A 17845-nucleotide genomic window follows, 5' to 3' on the forward strand; every position below is an offset into this window, starting at 1 on the left:
TCGTAGGGTGGGACCCGGACCCCTTCCCGAACCCTCCAGGAGCTCTTATGGCATCGGCACCCGATCTCAGCGGCAGGACGGGCCCCGCAGCCACGGGTGCGCCCCTGGGGGTCGACGGTCGCAGCACCCGCAGCATCGCGCGCGCCCCGGACGCCGGCCGCAGGGACATGCCGGACGCCATCCTCCCGTGAGCCGCACCGCGGTCCTCACCCCGAACGGGGCCCTCGCGGCGGGTCCGATGGCGGCGATCCTCGCGAACCACGCCATCCCGGGGTGTGAGGTCACCGGTACGGGCACCAGCGGCCGCTCCCACACCAGGCTGCTGCCGACGCCGGGCGGCCCGCGCCGCATCACGGTCACCATCCGGCCCGACGCCGTCGAGCTCACCGCGGACACGGACGACGACGCCGAATTCGCGCACCTCACGCGCACCACGCGCCGCTGGCTGGACCTCGACACGGACACCACCGCCGTCGAGCGCGCGTTCGACGCCGACCCGCTCCTCGGCCCGCTGGTCCGCCGACGTCCCGGGCTGCGCGCCGTCGGCTACCCGGACGCCTTCGAGGCCGCCGTCATGACGGTCCTCGGCCAGCAGGTCTCCGTCGCTGCGGGCGGCACCTTCGGCGGCAGGCTCGCGGCGGCCTACGGGGAGCCGTCGGCGTCGGGCCTGACCCTGTTCCCGACAGCCCGGTCCATCGCCGACGCACCGCACGAGGAGTTGCGCGCCGCGGTGGGCGTCACCCGCACGCGCGCCGCGACCGTCCAGAACGTGGCGCGCGCCGTCGTCGGCGGCCTGACGCTCGATCCCGACGCCGATCACGCGCTGCAGCGCAGGGAGCTGCTCGCCATCCCCGGGATCGGCCCCTGGTCCGCCGACTACCTCGCGGTGCGGGTCCTCCGCGATCCGGACGCGTTCACGCCCGGCGACCTCGTGGCACGCCGCGCGCTGGGGAACCCGAGCATCCGCGACGCCGAGAGGCTGTCGGAGGCCTGGCGCCCCTACCGCGCGTACGCCCTGTTCCATCTCTGGACGGCCGCCACCTACAGCGGACCCTAGGAGTACTGGGCCGGGGCCTTCCGGTCGCTGCGCAGCGCGATCTCCAGTTCGAAGCGCACCTTCGGGTCCTTCAGGTCGTCGCCGAACAGCTCCCGCAGCTGCTGCACGCGGTAGCCGACCGTCTGCCCGTGGATGCCCAGCTCCTCGGCGATCGGCGCACGCTGCCCCCAGTGCCGCAGCCAGGCCAGCAGGGTCTCCTCGAGCTTGATGCGCTGGACGTCCGGCAGGACGGCCAGCGGGGCGAGCCTCCTGCGGGCCAGCTCCCCGACGGCCGAGGGTTCGGCTGCGAGGACCACCTCGGTCATGTGTTCGTCCGCCCAGACGGGCGGCTCCTCCGCGCCCTCGCGCGGTGGCAGCATGGAGGCCGCCAGCACGGCCAGCCGCAGCGACTGCGCCACCTGGTCGAGGCCTCCCGCGGGCCCGATGGCCGCGCTCCGCCCGGTGAGCACGCGGTTCAGCTCGGCCCGCTGCCACACCCCCCGTTCGGGCACCAGGGCGACGGCGTCGGTCTCGCGTTCGACGACGATCGCCCCCGTCCCGAGCCGCTGCCGGATCCCCCGGGCACGATCGAGCGGCAGCGTCACCACGGCCACCTGCGCGGGAACGGCCCAGTCCGCGAGGGACGCCGCCTGCCGGAGCGCGGTCTCGTCCGCCTGCCCGAGCAGCAGCAGCTCCAGCAGTTCGGCCCGGCGTCGGTCCACGGCCCCCGCCCGCTCCGACTGCTCGAAGGCGTAGGCCTCCGCGCTCACGGCGGAGAGTTCGTCGATGTACGCCATGATCGATTCCCCGAGGTCCACCACCACGGCGGGGCCGAGGCCCTCCTCCATGGAGCGGCGCGACATCTCCCGGAACGTGACGCGGGCGCCCATCCGGTAGGCACCGAGCAACGAATCCATGCTGCGACCCTGCCGGAACTCGCCGCGGCCCAGACCCGCCACCAGCTGGCGGCTCTGATCGGACAGCGCGGGCAGCCCGGTGCCCGGCAGTTCGAGGAACCGCTCGAGCGCCGCGGCCACGCCCCTGCGCAGGCCGCGACCGAAGTTCCCCTCGATGGGCCGGGCATACGCCGGGACCAGCTGCGGGACCGCCTGGATGATGGCCTCGACGAGGTCCGGCGTGAGAGGCCTCAGCCGGTCACTGACCTCCGGCGGGAGGCCGAGCCAGGGCGGCGCCGGAGGAGCGGTCTCCAGCGTGTCAGAACTCAAAGGAACAACTCCGATCTGTTTCGTCAAGACAATTCTTCTCCCTCAACTCTATGCCACCAGTGCAGAGGTTTAGCGGGCGAGGCTATATTGTTGGTTCAATGATCCGGTTTCGTAAGTTGGCGCGGGCAACGGCCGCGCTGACCACCCCCCTCACGGCTGAAGACTTCCTGGCGCTCTTCAACCCCGTCTACTCCTCGCGCCAGCTCCGTGGCATCGTGACGCGTGTGGAGCACGAGACCGAGGACTCCGCCACCATCTACTTCCGCCCCGGGCACGGCTGGCATGCACACCAGGCCGGCCAGTGGGCGCGCATCGGCGTCGAGCTGAACGGGGTGCGCCAGTGGCGCTCCTACTCCCTGAGCAACGCCGCGGGCCATGATCCCGCCATCACCGTCACCGACGCCGGCTCGGTGTCCCACGTCCTGGTGCGCGACACCAAGCCGGGCGACGTCCTGTTCCTGGCCCCGCCGCAGGGCGACTTCGTCCTCCCCGAGCACCCCCGCTCCCTGCTCATGCTCACGGCGGGCAGCGGCATCACGCCGGTCATGTCGATGATCCGGACGCTCGTCCCGCGCCGGCCGGACGCCAACGTGGTGCTCATCAACTCCAACAGCACCCCGGAGAAGAGCCTGTTCCGCGAGGAGCTGGACGAGCTGGCGGACCAGTTCCCGAACCTCACGGTCCGCCACTGGTTCACCAGCGCCCGCGGCCGACTGCAGTTCACCGCCCAGACCATCGCCGACCTCTGCCCGGACTGGCGTACCCGTGCGGCCTATGCCTGCGGGCCCGAAGGGTTCCTCGACGATGCCGAGGAGCTCTGGGAGCGGGAGGCGGCCCTCGAGCAGTCCCGGACCGTCCCGGACGTCACCACCGGAGCCGAGACACAGGGCGTGCGGACCGGCACGCTGACGATCGAGCGGTTCAGCACCGACCTCACGGCCGGCGCCGGGCACGACGGCGGCCTCGTCACCTTCGAGCAGTCCGACCGCGAGGTGCAGGCCGACGGCGACACCCCGCTGCTGGACATCGGCGAGGATGCCGGCGTCCTCATGCCGAGCGGCTGCCGGATGGGCATCTGCCACAGCTGCCTCATCCCGCTCCGTGCCGGCCAGGTGCGCGACCTGCGCTCCGGTGAACTGCACAACACCCCCGGCCAGCTCATCCAGACCTGCGTCTCGGCAGCCGCCGGGCCCGTGAACCTCGACCTGTAACCCCCAACGGAGGAGTCCTCATGACCACCACAGCGACCCGCCCGGGCGCCCTCGCGGCGTCCGGCCACCCCCTGGTCCGCCCCGATGCCGCCAAGCACCTGACCGATGAGCAGGTCGAGGAGCTCGGCCGCGAACTCGACGCCGTCCGCGACGAGGTCCTCGCCAAGCGCGGGGCCACCGACGCGGCCTACATCCGCCGCGTCATCAAGCTCCAGCGATCCCTCGAGTTCGCCGGCCGCGGCACCCTCCTGTTCGCCAAGTACAAGCCCGCCTTCTTCGCCGGCACGGCCATGCTGAGCCTCGCCAAGATCATGGAGAACATGGAGATCGGGCACAACGTGCTGCACGGCCAGTGGGACTGGATGCGCGATCCGGACATCCACTCCACCACCTGGGAGTGGGACTTCGTCACCCCGGCGCGCTCCTGGCAGCACACCCACAATGACCTGCACCACCGCTGGACCAACGTCATCGGCAAGGACAGGGACATCGGATACAACCTCCTCCGCATGGACCCGGACCAGCCGTGGAAGCCGTTCAACCTGGGCAACCCGCTGTACAACGCCATCCTGGCGCCGGTCTTCGAGTGGGGCATCGCCCTGTACGACCTCGAGATCCCGGAGTACAAGGAAGGGCTCAAGTCCAAGGAGGACATGAACCGGGACCTGAAGGCCGTGGGCGTCAAGGTGGTCAAGCAGTTCTCCAAGGACTACGCCGCCACCCCCGCCGTCGCCATGCTGACCGGTTCCGGCAAGCAGGCCCTCTACGGGACGCTCGCCGCCAATGCCATCCGCAACTTCTGGGCGCACGCCGTCATCTTCTGCGGCCACTTCCCCGACGGCACGGACACGTTCACGGAGGAGGAGGTGGACGGCGAGACCCGCGGCGACTGGTACGTCCGCCAGATGATCGGCTCGGCGAACATCTCCGGCTCGAAGCTCATGCACTTCATGACGGGCAACCTCTCCCACCAGATCGAGCACCACTGCTTCCCCGACCTGCCGTCCAACCGGTACGCCGAGGTGGCCGTGAAGGTCCGCGAGATCTGCAATCGCTACGGGCTGCCCTACACGACGGGTCCGCTGCCCAAGCAGGTCGGTTCCACGTGGGCGAAGATCTTCAAGCTCGCCCTGCCGCCGCGCAAGGCGAAGGCAGCAACGGCGTAGCGCGCACGAGGCACACAAGCGCCGTCGCCCCTTGCGGGGCGGCGGCGCTTTCGCGTGTCGTGTGCAAACTCGGGTCAGACCGCGGCGTCCTCCTCCGCGAGGAGGGCGTCCACCTGCCCGAGGGCACCCTTCAGCCCCTCCTCCATGCCCATCTCCACCATCTGGTCAAGCTGCTCGAGCGACTCGAACCCCGTGACCAGCGTCATGCGCGTGCGGCCACCGAGGTCCTCGAGCGTGACGACGGCGTGGGTCCGGCCGAGCTCGTCCATGGGCTCGCGCTGCTCGTTCGCGAAGCCGTCGTCGAAGGTGAGGCGCGTGGGTGCATCGATGCCGGTGATGATCCACCAGCCGTGTGCCTTCTCGCCGTCCGGCCCCGTCATGAAGTACTCCGCGCGACCGCCGACCGCGAAATCGTAGGTGTCGAACGTCGCGGGCCATGTGGGCGGACCCCACCACCGCTCGAGTTGCCGGGGATCCTCCCAGATGCGCCAGACCCGCTTCACGTCCGCGTCGAACTCGGCGACGAGCCGGAAGTTGAGTTCCTGCGTGTCCTTCTCTGCGCTGATGACCGTCATGATGCTGCCTTCCTAGGTTCGATCCTCGTCTTCGGCGAGGATGTCCTCGATCCTGCTCACGCGCTGCCGCCAGATCCTCTCGTACTCGTCGAGCAGGCGCCGCGCCTCCTGCACGCCGTCGAGCTCTCCGCGCACGATCTGCTCCCGTCCGCGCTTCTCCTTGGAGACGAGTGAGGCCCTCTCGAGCACCGCCACGTGCTTCTGTACTGCCGCGAAGCTCATGTCGTACTGCTCGGCCAAACCGGATACCGAATACTCGGCCACCAGGACGCGCGCCACGATGTCCCTCCGTGTCGCGTCGGCGAGGGCCTGGAACAGGCGGTCCACCGCGTCCTGCCTCGACGTTTCTACAACCATGTGGTTGTACGTTAGTCGCTGGAATCGGTCCGGTCAAGGGTTGGGGACCCGCTGCTGCCGTCGCCGACGTGACACCCGTTATGGCGGGCACCCGGGGAGCCTGCAAGACTGACCGGATGACCCGCGGAATTTATGTGAGCGCCATGACCAACGGCTCCGGCAAGTCCCTGATCTCCCTGGGCCTCGCCGACATGCTGCACCGGCACGCCGACCGCGTGGGCTTCTTCCGGCCCATCGTCGAGGGAGGCGATCCCACCGCGGATCCCATGGTCCGCCTCATGCAGCGCTCGTTCGACCTTCCCGAGAGCCGCGCCCGCGGTGGCCTCACCCGCGCCGAGGCCCGTGCCCTGCTCGTGACCGGGGACCGCGCGGAGATCGACGCCCGCTGCGTGGCCATCTACAGCGAGATCGCCGCCGAGTGCGACGTCGTCATCGTCGAGGGCACCGATCTCTCCGGGAACGACGCCGCCGTGGAGTTCGACCTCAACGCGCGCCTGGCCAACAATCTCGGCGCCATGGTCCTCGCGGTGGTCAGCGCCAAGGACATGTCCGTCGAGGAGGCGGCCGACGCCGTCGACGTCGCGCGCCGTGAACTCGACGCCGCCAAGGTGTCCCTCCTCGCGATGATGGTCAACCGCGCAGCCGACGACGCCGTCACCGCGATCAGCGAGCAGGTCCGCCCCGGCCGCTCGGGCCGGCCTGTCTACGTGGTCCCGGAACTGGTTGAGATCTCCCAGCCCACCGTCTCCGAGGTGGCCACGGACCTCGGCGCCCGCCAGATCGCCGGGAACTCGAACCTCGAGCGGGACGTCACGAGCGTCCGCGTCGCCGCGATGAACGTCGGCAACTTCCTGCACCTGCTCACGGACGGCGCCCTCGTGATCGTGCCGGGGGACCGCGCGGACGTCCTCGTGGCGACCCTGGCGTCCTCGTTCTCGCCCGAGTTCCCGGTGCCGTCGGCCCTGTTCCTGACCGGCGGTCTCGCCCCCGATCCGAACATCCTGGCCCTCCTCGCGCAGGCGCCGTTCCCCGTCTTCGCGCTCGACGACGACACCTACACCGTGGCGCGCCACGTCAGCGAGGTGCGCGGGGAGATCGCGAGCGGACTGCGCCGCAAGGCCGCGTCCGCGCTGGGTGCCTGGTCCCGGCAGGTGGACGAGAACGAACTGCTGGAACGCCTCGAACTGCCCCGCCCCGTCAGCATGACGCCGCTGCGCTTCCTGCACGAACTGATCCAGCGCGCCAGGGCGGAGCGCAAGCGCATCGTCCTCCCCGAGGGCGAGGACCTGCGCGTCCTGAAGGCCGCCGAGATCCTGCACCGCCGGGACGTCTGCGACCTCACGATCCTCGGGCCCGAGGCGCAGGTCCGGGAGCTCGCCGCCGGCCAGGGCATCGACCTCAGCGGCCTCACGCTCATCGACCCTGCGACGTCGGACCTGCGGGAGGAGTTCGCGGCCGAGTACGTGCGTCTCCGCGCCCACAAGAACGTCTCGATGAAGGAAGCCCGCGAGCGCATGCTCGAAGGCGCATACTTCGGGACGATGATGGTGCAGCTCGGCAGGGTGGACGGCATGGTGTCCGGCGCGGCGCACACCACGGCGAACACCATCCGGCCGGCACTCGAGTTCGTGAAGACCAAGGACGGCGTGAAGATCGTCTCCTCGGTATTCCTGATGCTGCTGCAGGACCGCGTGCTGGTGTACGGCGACTGCGCGGTCAACCCGGAGCCCAACGAGGAGCAGCTCGCGGACATCGCCGTGGCCTCGGCGGAGACGGCCGAGCAGTTCGGTGTGGAGCCCCGCATCGCGATGCTCTCCTACTCGACGGGCGAGTCGGGCTCCGGCGGTGCGGTGGACGAGGTCCGGCGCGCCACGGAACTCGTCCGCACGCAGCGCCCCGACCTCGCCGTCGAGGGGCCCATCCAGTACGACGCCGCCGTCGACGCCTCGGTCGCGGCCTCCAAGCTCCCCGAATCCTCCGTGGCCGGCCAGGCCACGGTGTTCATCTTCCCGGACCTGAACACGGGCAACAACACCTACAAGGCCGTCCAGCAGTCGGCCGGCGCCGTCGCCGTCGGGCCGGTCCTGCAGGGCCTGCGCAAGCCGGTCAACGATCTCTCCCGCGGCTGCACCGTGGAGGACATCGTCAACACCGTGGCCATCACCGCGGTGCAGGCCCAGCAGTCCGCCGCCTCCTGACCCCGTCCGCCTGCACCCCTTCCGTCTGCACCCCACAGAACAGGACCCCATGATCCTCCTCGTCATCAACTCCGGCTCGTCCTCGCTCAAGTACCAGGTCCGGGAGGGCGAGGACGTCCTCGCGGAAGGCCTCGTCGAGCGGATCGGCGAGGCCGAGGTCCCCGACCACGCAGCGGCGCTCGACCGCGTGGACGGGGAGGTGTCCGCGGCCCTCGGCGACCGCGGGATCGACGCCGTCGGGCACCGCGTGGTCCACGGCGGCGAGCGTTTCAGCGAGCCGGTGCTCATCGACAACGAGATCACCCGGGCCATCGAGCGGCTCAACCCGCTGGCTCCCCTGCACAATCCCGCAGCCGTCACCGGCATCCGCGCCATCACCCACAAGTGGCCGGACATGCCGCAGGTCGCGGTGTTCGACACCGCCTTCCACCGCACGCTCCCGGAGCACGCCTGGCGCTACGCGGTCCCGGACGAGCTGTACCGGAGGTTCGGCATCCGGCGGTACGGCTTCCACGGCACCTCGCACGCCTTCGTGGCGCGCGGTGCCGCGGAGCTGCTCGGCACGGACACGTTCACGGGCGTGATCGCACACCTCGGCAACGGCGCCTCCGTCACCGCCGTGCGCGACGGCGAGAGCGTCGACACGTCGATGGGTTTCACCCCCCTCGAGGGCCTGGTGATGGGGACGCGGTCGGGCGACATCGACCCGTCCATCCTGCTGTTCCTCCTGCGCGAGGGATACACCGAACAGGACCTCGACACCCTCCTGAACCGCGACAGCGGGCTCAAGGGCCTCGCGGGCACGAACGACATGCGCTCCGTGGCGGAGGCCGCGGACGCCGGCGACCACCGGGCCAGGGTGGCGATCGAGGTGGCCTCCTACCGGCTCGCGAAGTACGTGGGCGGATACCACGTGGCCGTCGGCGGGGCGCAGGCACTCGTGTTCACCGCGGGCATCGGCGAGAACGCGTCCGCGTTCCGCGCCGCCGTCGTCGCCCGGCTGGGTGCGCTCGGACTGGAACTCGACGAGGAGAAGAACGGCGAGCGCAGCAGGGACGCGCGCATCATCAGCACCGAGGCGTCGGCGTTCCCCGTGCTCGTGGTGCCGACCGACGAGGAGGCGGCGATCGCGGAGGCGACGGCCGCCGTCGTCAGCGGGTCCTAGAAGCGGTCCGCCGCTCCGGCAGACTGGAGCCATGACGACCCTGCGCATCACCTTCCTGTTCGTGCTGGCCGCCCTCGCGGAGATCGGCGGGGCGTGGCTCGTCTGGCAGGCGGTGCGCGAGGGCAGACCGTGGTGGTGGGCCGGACTCGGCGTCATGGCGCTCGGCGCCTACGGCTTCGTGGCGACCCTGCAGCCGGACGCGAACTTCGGGCGGGTCCTCGCCGCGTACGGCGGCGTGTTCGTGGCCGGGTCGCTCACGTGGGGCATGCTCGTGGACGGCTTCCGGCCCGACCGGTGGGACGTCCTCGGCTCGGCGGTGTGCCTGGTCGGCGTGGCGCTGATCATGTTCATGCCGCGCCCGACGCCCTAGCCGGCAGCGATCCGAACACCAGCGGGACGAAGGTTGCCGCCCCCTCGGTCCAGCCGACCGCACGGACCGCCCGCCCATGGACCCTGAACGCGCCTACGCGGCCCCCAGCAGCCGCGCCAGGCCCGCGGCGAGCGCCCCGACCGCGACCACCACGAGGAACGGCGCGCGCAGCCAGAGCGCGACGGCGGCCGCCACCAGCGCCACGACCCGCGCGTCGACGACGAGCGCCTGACCGGATGCGAAGGTGTTCGTCGCCGTCAGGGCGGCGAGCAGGCCGATCGTCAGCGATCCGGCGACCCGCAGCATCCGCGGGTTGTCGAGCAGCCGCGCGGGCACGAGGAAGCCGAGGAACTTCGTGGCGATCGACACCGCGCACGCGAGCAGGACCCAGCCCCAGAGGCTCATCGGGTGCCTCCGGCAGGGCTGGAGGGGTAGGGCTCGACGTCGGGCTCGAGGCCCTCCGTCGCCGGCCCGAGGCCCGAAAGACCGAGGACGGCCGCCACGACGGCCGCGAGCAGGATCGGCACGCCCGGCGGCACGAGCGGCACGGCGATGAGCGTGACGACGGCACAGACGACGGCGATCGCCGCGGGCTCGCGCGAGCGGATGCGCGGCCAGAGCAGACCGAGGAACGCGGCGACGGCAGCGCCGTCGAGCCCCCACCGGGCCGGGTCGCCCATCGCGTTCCCTGCGAGCGCCCCGACGAGCGTGAAGAGGTTCCACAGGACGAAGACGCCGATCCCGGCGGCCCAGAACCCGCGGCGCTGCTCGTCCGGATCGGTCTGGCCCGTCGCCGTGGCCACCGACTCGTCGATCGTGAGGTGCGCAGCCGGCAGCTTCCGCCAGCGGGACGGCCGGAGCAGCACGTTGACCTGCATGCCGTAGACGCCGTTGCGGATCCCCAGGAGCGCCGCGGCGGACATCGCGGAGACGCCACTCCCTCCCCCGGCGATGACGCCGATGAACGCGAACTGCGAACCACCGCTGAACAGCAGGAGACTCAGCGCCATGGTCTGGAGCAGGGTCAGCCCGGCAGCCACGGAGAGGGCACCGAAGGACAGCCCGTACAGACCGGTCGCGATCGCGACGGACAGGGCCACGCGGACGGCCGGAGATCGAAGAAGCACCACCCGACAAGGCTAGGCGACGGCGAGCTTCGACTTCCCATTCGCGACGAAGGGGTGAATAGTGGGAAAGGAAAGCCTACTTACTACCCGGAGGAGCACCACATGAAGGCAGTGACATGGCAGGGCAAGCGCAACGTCAGCGTGGAGAACGTACCCGACCCCACGATCCAGGAACCCACGGACGCCATCGTCCGCATCACCTCGACCGCCATCTGCGGCTCGGACCTGCACCTGTACGAGGTCCTCGGCCCCTACATGCACAAGGGTGACATCCTCGGCCACGAGCCGATGGGCATCGTCGAGGAGGTCGGTGCCGGTATCACCAACCTCAAGGTCGGCGACCGCGTCGTCATCCCGTTCAACATCTCCTGCGGCTACTGCTTCATGTGCACGCGCGGCCTGCAGTCGCAGTGCGAGACCACCCAGGTGCACGCGAAGGGCTCGGGCGCTTCCCTGTTCGGTTTCTCCGAGCTGTACGGCTCCGTCCCCGGCGGCCAGGCGGAGTTCCTGCGCGTCCCCTTCGCCGACTACGGTGCGGTCAAGGTCGGCTTCGAGCTGCCCGACGAACGCTACCTCTACCTCTCGGACATCCTGCCCACCGCCTGGCAGGGCGTGCAGTACGCGGACGTACCCAAGGACGGCGTCCTCACGGTGTACGGCCTCGGACCGGTCGGACAGTTCGCCGCACGCATCGGCAGGCACCTGGGCCACCGCGTAATCGCCGTCGAGCCGGTCCCCGAACGCCGTGAGATGGCCAAGCGCCACGGCATCGAGACCATCGACTTCACGAAGGACACCGCGGAGGAACTGCGCAGCATGACGGACGGGCGCGGCCCGGACGCGATCGTCGACGCCGTCGGCATGGAGGCCCACGGGTCACCCGTGGGCGCCTTCGCGCAGAACGCCGTGGGCATCCTGCCGGACAAGCTGGCGCAGAAGGTCATGGAGACCGGCGGCAGCGACCGCACGAGCGTCCTGCACTCGGCGATGGACGCCGTCCGCCGCGGCGGGACCGTGTCCCTCAGCGGCGTGTACGGCGGCACGGCCACCCCCATGCCGCTGCTGACCATGTTCGACAAGCAGGTCCAGTTCCGCATGGGCCAGTGCAACGTGCGCCGCTGGACGGACGAGCTGCTCCCGATCGTCGAGGATCCCTCGGACCCGCTGGGCGTCACGGACCTCATGACCCACGAGGTCTCGATCGACGAGGCGCCGGCCGCCTACAAGAACTTCCAGAAGAAGACGGACGGCACGATCAAGGTGGTCCTGAAGCCGCAGGGCGTCACGCTCTAGCAGCGGCGACAGACGACGGCGGGAGCCCGGCCAGGTGGCCTGGCTCCCGCCGTCGCTGTCTACTGCAGCTGGTCCCGGGCCATCGCCTCGTAGGGCCCGGCCTTCCCGTCCGCCATCTGCAACGCGTCCGCGGCGCGGACCAGGGCGAGGTGCGAGAACGCCTGCGGGAAGTTGCCCGCCATGCGTCCGCCGACGGGGTCGTACTCCTCGGCCAGCAGGCCGAGTTCGTTCGAGTAGCCCACGAGCTGATCCATGAGCCGTACGGCGTCGTCGGACCTGCCGCCGTGCGCGTACTGCTCCACGAGCCAGAAGGAGCACGCGAGGAACGGGTGCTCCCCGGGCTCGAGGCCGTCGTCCGAGTTGCCGGTGCGGTAGCGCAGCAGCAGCCCGTGGGCGTCCAGGAGATCCTGTTCGATCCGCTCCACGGTGCCCAGCATCAGCGGATCGTCGAAGTCGAGGAAGCCGACCTGCGGCAGCTGGAGCAGGGAGGCGTCCACCTCGGTCCCGCCGTACACCTGGGTGAACGAACCCAGGTCGGGGTTGAAGCCGTGTTCCAGGATCTCCTCCCGCAGGCCGTCCCGGATCTCCGTCCAGCGCTGCTGCGGCCCGGGCAGTCCGTGATCCCGCACCGCGCGGACCGCGCAGTCGAAGGCCGCCCACATCATCACGCGCGAATGGGTGAAGTGCTGGGGGTCCCCGCGCATCTCCCAGATCCCGTGGTCCCGGTCATGGAGGTGCTTCTCCGCGAACCCCAGGAGGGCCCGCTGGAGCGGCCACGAGAAACTGTCCTCGGTGACGCCGTGGATGCGCAGCTTCTCGAGCGCCACCATCACCTCGCCCACGACGTCGGCCTGGTACTGGTCGACGGCGCCGTTGCCCACGCGCACGGGCGTCGAGCCGGCGTAGCCGGGCAGGTGCCCGAGCTCACGTTCGGGCAGGTGCCGTTCCCCGGCCAGCCCGTACATGATCTGCAGGTCCTCGGGATCGCCGGCGACCGCCCGCAGCAGCCAGTTGCGCCACTCCAGCGCCTCCTCGGAGAAGCCGTGCGTCATCATGGCCTCGAGCGTCAGGGCGGCGTCGCGGAGCCAGCAGAAGCGGTAGTCCCAGTTGCGGGAGCCGCCGAACTGCTCGGGCAGCGACGTCGTGGGGGCGGCGACGATCCCGCCCGTGTCCTCGTGCGTCAGGGCGCGCAGGACGAGCAGGGAGCGCCGGACGGCGTCGGAGTAGTCGCCCTCGATCCGGCAGCTGGCGCCCCATGCCCGCCAGTAGCTGATGGCGCCATCGAGCGCCTCGTCGACGTCGAGCGCATCCGGCTTCTCCCGGTGCGAGGGATACCACACGAGTTCCAGGTCGACGACGTCGCCTTCGGCCACCACGAACGTCCCCTCGTGGCGATGGTCCGTCGCCTTCAGACGCGGCCCCCGCAGGAGCAGCGCATCGGGTCCGGCGATGGCGAGGAGTACCGGACCGCCGTCGTGTGTGCCCTGCGTGACCCACGGCGTGATGTCGCCGTAGCCGAAACGTATCTCCAGCTCCTGCCGCATGGTGACGGCGCCCTGGAGCCCCTGGACGCGCCGCACCACGTTGGCGCGACGGTCCGTCACCGGCATGAAGTCGGTGACCAGCACCTCACCCTCGCTGGTCCTCCAGCGGGTCTGGAGCACGAAGGTGGAGTCGATGTAGCTCCGCTCCACCACGTCGGCGTCCGACGACGGCTCCACGAGCCAGCGGCCGTGCTCCGGCGTGCCGAGCATCGCGGCGAAGACCGACTCGGAGTCGAACCGGGGGAAGCTGAGCCAGTCGACGCTGCCGCTCCGGGAGACGAGCGCACCGGTGTGCAGGTCGGACAGGAGCGCGTAGTCCTCGATCGGGGATTGCATCCTGCAACTCAACCACATGCTCCGCAGGAGAGCCCGGTCAGCCGCGCTCTCCCTCCAGGGCGGCCCGGATCCGCGCCGGGTAGTCCGTCGTCATCTCCTGCACCCCGAGCTCCGCGAGGTACAGCGCATCCTCGACCGAGTTCACGGTCCACACGCGGACCCGCACCCCGTCGCGGACCCAGCGTCGCACACGGCCACGATGGGTGCGGGTGTACCGCATGCCCGGGCCCACCATGCCCACCTGATGGCGGTTCACGAGCTGCTCGCCCTCCTTCAGGGCGCGTCGCATGACGGTGATCAGGGCGCCCTCGGTGAGCGGGCCGAAGCGCAGCGCGGCGCGCACCTCCTGCGGCTTCATGTCCGACACCAGCTGGCACAGCATGTGGGACGGCGCCGATTCGGCCAGCTGCCGCATCGAATCAGGATTGAAGCTCATGAAACTCACCTCGATGGTGCCGAGCATCGAGGACTCCGGGTCCCATCCCTCGTCCATGAGGAAGGCGATGAGCGCGTCCTCCAGCCGCAGGCCGAACGGGCTCGGGTGCTTCAGCTCGATCGCCAGCCGGACCGGGCGCCCCGCGCGGCGCAGCAGCAGGATCAGGTCCGCGAGCGTGAGGAACTGCTCGGACGGACCGCCGTAGTCGGCCGGGATGCTCGCGCCCTTCCAGGAACAGACGTCGAGCCCACGCAGCTCCTCCAGCGTGTGGTCGGCCACCCGGCCCGACCCGCTGGTGGTGCGGTCCACGGTGGTGTCGTGGATGCACACGAGCTGTTCGTCCCGGGTCAGGTGGACGTCGCACTCGACGCCGTCCGCGCCGTCCGCGAGGGCCTGGAGGTAGGCGGCGCGGGTGTGCTCGGCGTAGGTGCCGCTGCTGCCGCGATGGGCGAAGATCACAGGAGGCACGGGGCATCCCCTCACGTGGTGATTGATGTCCCTCCCACGGTACGCGACCGGCCGATCCGGGCACCACGGGCGGCCGGTCCGCCCCGGGCGTGAGGCCACCCTCGTAGACTCGGGAGGGTGAACGCGCAGATGACCGACACCGACGCCGAGCGGGCAGCCGCCCTGGGCCGCATGAAGATGCTCGCGACCGGGCTGCTGGCCCTCATGGCGGTGATCTTCGTGGTGGCCTTCGCCCTGCAGGACACCTATCCCTGGCTCCAGTACGTCCGGGCGGCCGCAGAGGGCGGCATGGTCGGCGCGCTCGCCGACTGGTTCGCCGTCACGGCCCTCTTCAAGCATCCGATGGGCCTCAACATCCCGCACACCGCCATCATCCCCCGCAAGAAGGACCAGATCGGGGAGTCGCTCGGCCAGTTCGTGGAGGAAAACTTCCTCTCCGAGGACGTGGTGCGGGCCAAGCTGGACTCGGCGCGCATCGCCCAGAAGGCCGGGGCCTGGCTCTCGAAGCCGGAGAGCGCCGACCGGGTGGCAGCGGAGGGAGCAGCGCTGATCCGGGGGATGTTCACGGTCCTGAACGACGACGCCGTGCAGGCTGTGATCGAATCGATGGTCCGGAAGCACCTGCTGGATCCACCCTGGGGCCCGCCGATCGGCAGTATCGCCGAGCGCGTCTTCGCGGACGGACACCACCACCGGCTCGTGGACCTGCTGGTGGACCGCGCCGCCGACTGGGTGGACGCCAATTACGCCGTCGTGACGCGGGTCGTCGCGCAGCGGTCCCCCACCTGGGTTCCCCGCCTCGTCGACGGCGTCGTCGGTGACCGCGTGCACGCGGAACTGTCGAAATTCATCCGTGCGATCCAGGACGATCAGCAGCACGACGTCCGGATCGCCATCGACAAATACCTCAGGGACCTGGCGCGGGACCTGCAGCACAAGCCCGAGACGATCGCCAAGGCCGAGGAGATCAAGGGACAGCTGCTCGACGACCCCCGGGTCCGCGACCTCACCGCGCGCACCTGGTCGACCATCAAGAACGCCCTCCTGGAGGCCGTCAATGACCCGGACAGCGAACTGACCTCGAAGTTCAAGGCGGCCATCCGCGACTTCGGCTCACGCCTGACGAGCGACGCCGACCTCGCCCACCGCGTGAACCTGTGGATCGCCGACGGCGCCTCCTACGCCGTACGCACCTACCGCAGCGAGATCGCCGGGGTCATCTCCGAGACGGTGGGCCGCTGGGACGCCGAGGAGACGTCACGCAAGATCGAACTGCAGGTCGGCAAGGACCTGCAGTTCATCCGCATCAACGGCACCGTGGTCGGCTCGCTGGCCGGCCTGCTGATCTTCGCCGTCGCCCACGCGATCTTCGGTTAGGCCCGCTTCTTCCGCGAGTCCGGATCGGGAAGCTGCAGCACCTCGGCCAGCTCGCCGGGGATGGTCCGCGGCAGCGGACCGAAGGCCTCGCGCGTGGTGCGGATGACGGCCTTGCCCATGAGGTGGTTACCGGTTCCGCCGATCACGGCGCCCACCCCGAACGGCAGTGCGCGCCCGAGCATGAAGCCGCCCTGCTTGGCGAGGAACTTCTTCAGGAACCGTTTCTGGATGGACCCGGTCAGGGTCTTCACCAGTGACGCCGGAGCGGACTTGTCGACCAGCTGGCCCCAGTACTGGGGTGCTCCCTGCCCGGCGGAGGAACCCAGGATGGAGCGGACGAGCGCGGTGCCCTCCTCGCCCATGAGGATGGCCATCACCATGGCGCGCGACCGCTCGGGGTCATCCGTGCGGACGCCGTGCAGTTCGGCGACCGACTCGGCGTAGAGCGCGGTCGCCTCGAGGAACCCGACCGTCGCAGCGCCGGACAGTCCGAGCGCGGCGAGTGTGCCGACGGCGGGGAGGGCGGCAGTCGCGCCGACGGCCGCTCCGGCGACCGTCGTGGCGCGCAGGTAGTCGCGTTCCAGCAGTAGCGTCAGCTCCGCGGGAGACGCTTCCGGGTTGCGGCCACGGAGGCGGTCGATGTTGGCGATGATCAGGGGCCGCTGGATGTCCAGGGCGCGCTCGATCCCCCGGAGGATGGCGGGTTTCGGGTTGCCGTCCTTGTCGAACAGTGTCTTGTTCGCAGCCTTCGCGGCTGGGTTCTCCTTGTTACGGCCAAACATCGTGGTCCTTCCGCCGGTGATCGATGTGCTGCTGCTGATGATTCTAGGTGGGGCGTGTGCTGCCGGGCCGGGGTTCTGCTGCCGGCAGAGGGCCGCCCGTCAGGCTCCGGCGACAGGAGAGGGCGCCCCCGGTAGCCGGTGACGCCCTCTCGACAACTGCTCCCCCACGGTGCAGCCGGTACTGCTGACTAGACGCGCGAGCCCTTGCGGCCGGTGACGGCGCCGTAGATGACGAGCACGATCAGTGCGCCGCCGATGGCCAGCAGCCACGTCGACAGGTCGAAGAAGCTGTCGACACCGACGCCGAAGATCGCGCTACCGATGAATCCGCCCAGCAGGGCTCCGACGACGCCGAGGACGAGCGTGATGACCCATCCGCCGCCCTGGCGACCCGGGAGGATCAGCTTTGCGATCGCGCCGGCGAGAAGGCCCAGAACAAGCCAACCAATAATTCCCATAATGATGCTCCTTGAGTGATATCCAGTGCCCCGCCCGAGGGAAGCGCACTACCTGTTAGTTCGATGCACCTGAGCGCAACTCACCTCAAGTGTACTTCATCAGCCTGCTTAGGGTGCAATCGTAGCACCCTGCGAATATCGTTCAGCAGTGCCGGGAGCGAATACTTCCCGAAGTGTTACGGTGCGCAGGTTCGGCGCGCCGACACGCCTCCAGGAAGCGCGACACGCCGTATGATGACGGCAGGCGGGCCCGCCTCGGGAGTGGGTGGCACTGGAAGCGAAACCGCTGGGGAATTGTTATAAAACTCCCATCGAGCCCTCACTGAAGGAGTATTGCTAATGCGAATCGGTTCTTCGATCTTCCTTATTGCACTCGGTGCAATTCTTGCTTTTGCCATTCAGGCAGACGTCGTCAGCATCGTCGACATCAACCTGGTCGGCTACATCCTCATGGCGGTGGGAGTGATCGGCCTGATCGCCTCCCTCCTCCTCGCGGCTCCGCGCAGGCAGAACCGCGTGTCGGAGTCGCGATCCGTCGTCGATCCCCACACCGGCGAGACCATCACGCGCAACGAGACCCGCGATTCGGGGCTCTGACCTCCAGTAGCACCAGAAAGGCCGGGACCATGTCCCGGCCTTTCTTTGTCTGCGTTTACGGCCGGATGTGGCGCCTCCTTCCGATTTCAGGGCACAAAAGTGCTTGACGTCACACCCAAAGCA

At 69.8% G+C, this 17845-nt stretch carries 19 protein-coding genes; 10 read left to right on the forward strand and 9 right to left on the reverse strand.

Annotated features, from left to right (window positions below; genetic code table 11):
• Positions 1–47 precede the first annotated feature (47 nt).
• On the forward strand, positions 48–191 hold the full coding sequence (locus AC4D2F_RS15720; protein WP_181033609.1) for a hypothetical protein: 144 nt from the start codon (positions 48–50) through the stop codon (positions 189–191).
• A complete protein-coding gene (locus tag AC4D2F_RS15725; protein WP_490911435.1) occupies positions 188–1057 on the forward strand; it encodes a DNA-3-methyladenine glycosylase family protein in 870 nt (289 codons plus the stop codon). The genes AC4D2F_RS15720 and AC4D2F_RS15725 overlap by 4 nt, the downstream gene beginning before the upstream one ends.
• Here the strand turns inward: AC4D2F_RS15725 and AC4D2F_RS15730 are convergent.
• Complete coding sequence (locus AC4D2F_RS15730; protein WP_104167360.1) at positions 1054–2262, reverse strand: PucR family transcriptional regulator; 1209 nt, start codon at positions 2260–2262, stop codon at positions 1054–1056. The genes AC4D2F_RS15725 and AC4D2F_RS15730 overlap by 4 nt on opposite strands.
• 98 nt (positions 2263–2360) lie before the next feature.
• On the opposite strand from AC4D2F_RS15730, the gene AC4D2F_RS15735 reads away from it, so the two are divergent.
• Together AC4D2F_RS15735 and AC4D2F_RS15740 are read left to right on the forward strand one after the other, a co-directional pair.
• Positions 2361–3473: a ferredoxin reductase gene (locus AC4D2F_RS15735; protein WP_490911436.1), complete on the forward strand. Its 1113-nt coding sequence runs from the start codon at positions 2361–2363 to the stop codon at positions 3471–3473.
• Between the two features lie 20 nt (positions 3474–3493).
• On the forward strand, positions 3494–4639 hold the full coding sequence (locus AC4D2F_RS15740) for a fatty acid desaturase family protein (protein ID WP_104167363.1): 1146 nt from the start codon (positions 3494–3496) through the stop codon (positions 4637–4639).
• 74 nt (positions 4640–4713) lie between these two features.
• Here the strand turns inward: AC4D2F_RS15740 and AC4D2F_RS15745 are convergent, their stop codons facing one another.
• Both AC4D2F_RS15745 and AC4D2F_RS15750 read right to left on the reverse strand, forming a co-directional pair.
• Complete coding sequence (locus AC4D2F_RS15745; RefSeq protein WP_490911437.1) at positions 4714–5214, reverse strand: SRPBCC family protein; 501 nt, start codon at positions 5212–5214, stop codon at positions 4714–4716.
• Positions 5215–5226: 12 nt separating this feature from the next.
• Positions 5227–5571: an ArsR/SmtB family transcription factor gene (locus AC4D2F_RS15750; RefSeq protein WP_104167367.1), complete on the reverse strand. Its 345-nt coding sequence runs from the start codon at positions 5569–5571 to the stop codon at positions 5227–5229.
• A 116-nt stretch (positions 5572–5687) separates the two neighbouring features.
• Between AC4D2F_RS15750 and pta the strand changes: the two genes are divergently transcribed.
• From pta to AC4D2F_RS15765, 3 genes are read left to right on the forward strand one after another with little or no spacing between them, the layout of a single operon-like run.
• Positions 5688–7769 (forward strand): phosphate acetyltransferase, encoded by a 2082-nt coding sequence (gene pta, locus AC4D2F_RS15755; protein WP_490911438.1) that lies wholly within the window; start codon positions 5688–5690, stop codon positions 7767–7769.
• A gap of 49 nt (positions 7770–7818) precedes the next feature.
• The gene (locus tag AC4D2F_RS15760) at positions 7819–8934 is read left to right on the forward strand and encodes an acetate/propionate family kinase (RefSeq protein ID WP_490911442.1); all 1116 of its coding nucleotides are present in this window, start codon (positions 7819–7821) and stop codon (positions 8932–8934) included.
• A gap of 31 nt (positions 8935–8965) precedes the next feature.
• Complete coding sequence (locus AC4D2F_RS15765; protein ID WP_104167373.1) at positions 8966–9304, forward strand: YnfA family protein; 339 nt, start codon at positions 8966–8968, stop codon at positions 9302–9304.
• 93 nt (positions 9305–9397) lie between these two features.
• Here AC4D2F_RS15765 and AC4D2F_RS15770 read toward each other — a convergent pair whose 3' ends face one another.
• Complete coding sequence (locus tag AC4D2F_RS15770) at positions 9398–9709, reverse strand: AzlD domain-containing protein (RefSeq protein WP_490911443.1); 312 nt, start codon at positions 9707–9709, stop codon at positions 9398–9400.
• Positions 9706–10434, reverse strand: coding sequence for an AzlC family ABC transporter permease (locus AC4D2F_RS15775; protein ID WP_104167376.1), 729 nt, complete (start codon positions 10432–10434; stop codon positions 9706–9708). The genes AC4D2F_RS15770 and AC4D2F_RS15775 overlap by 4 nt, the downstream gene beginning before the upstream one ends.
• Before the next feature lie 99 nt (positions 10435–10533).
• On the opposite strand from AC4D2F_RS15775, the gene AC4D2F_RS15780 reads away from it, so the two are divergent.
• Positions 10534–11724, forward strand: coding sequence for a zinc-dependent alcohol dehydrogenase (locus AC4D2F_RS15780; RefSeq protein ID WP_104167378.1), 1191 nt, complete (start codon positions 10534–10536; stop codon positions 11722–11724).
• Positions 11725–11783: 59 nt separating this feature from the next.
• On the opposite strand, the gene AC4D2F_RS15785 is transcribed toward AC4D2F_RS15780, so the two are convergent.
• Positions 11784–13622, reverse strand: coding sequence for a glycoside hydrolase family 15 protein (locus AC4D2F_RS15785; protein WP_490911444.1), 1839 nt, complete (start codon positions 13620–13622; stop codon positions 11784–11786).
• A 19-nt stretch (positions 13623–13641) separates the two neighbouring features.
• Positions 13642–14508: a glycerophosphodiester phosphodiesterase gene (locus tag AC4D2F_RS15790; RefSeq protein ID WP_104167382.1), complete on the reverse strand. Its 867-nt coding sequence runs from the start codon at positions 14506–14508 to the stop codon at positions 13642–13644.
• 129 nt (positions 14509–14637) lie between these two features.
• Here AC4D2F_RS15790 and AC4D2F_RS15795 point away from each other — a divergent pair, with 129 nt between their 5' ends.
• Positions 14638–15885, forward strand: coding sequence for a DUF445 domain-containing protein (locus tag AC4D2F_RS15795; protein WP_104167384.1), 1248 nt, complete (start codon positions 14638–14640; stop codon positions 15883–15885).
• On the opposite strand, the gene AC4D2F_RS15800 is transcribed toward AC4D2F_RS15795, so the two are convergent.
• Together AC4D2F_RS15800 and AC4D2F_RS15805 are read right to left on the reverse strand one after the other, a co-directional pair.
• Complete coding sequence (locus AC4D2F_RS15800) at positions 15882–16667, reverse strand: hypothetical protein (RefSeq protein WP_104167385.1); 786 nt, start codon at positions 16665–16667, stop codon at positions 15882–15884. The genes AC4D2F_RS15795 and AC4D2F_RS15800 overlap by 4 nt on opposite strands.
• Positions 16668–16855: 188 nt before the next feature.
• Complete coding sequence (locus tag AC4D2F_RS15805) at positions 16856–17125, reverse strand: GlsB/YeaQ/YmgE family stress response membrane protein (protein ID WP_104167387.1); 270 nt, start codon at positions 17123–17125, stop codon at positions 16856–16858.
• A 339-nt stretch (positions 17126–17464) separates the two neighbouring features.
• On the opposite strand from AC4D2F_RS15805, the gene AC4D2F_RS15810 reads away from it, so the two are divergent.
• A complete protein-coding gene (locus AC4D2F_RS15810; protein ID WP_104167389.1) occupies positions 17465–17722 on the forward strand; it encodes a DUF6458 family protein in 258 nt (85 codons plus the stop codon).
• Positions 17723–17845: the final 123 nt, after the last annotated feature.

The sequence above is a fragment of the Arthrobacter sp. TJ-263 genome, assembly GCF_058269155.1.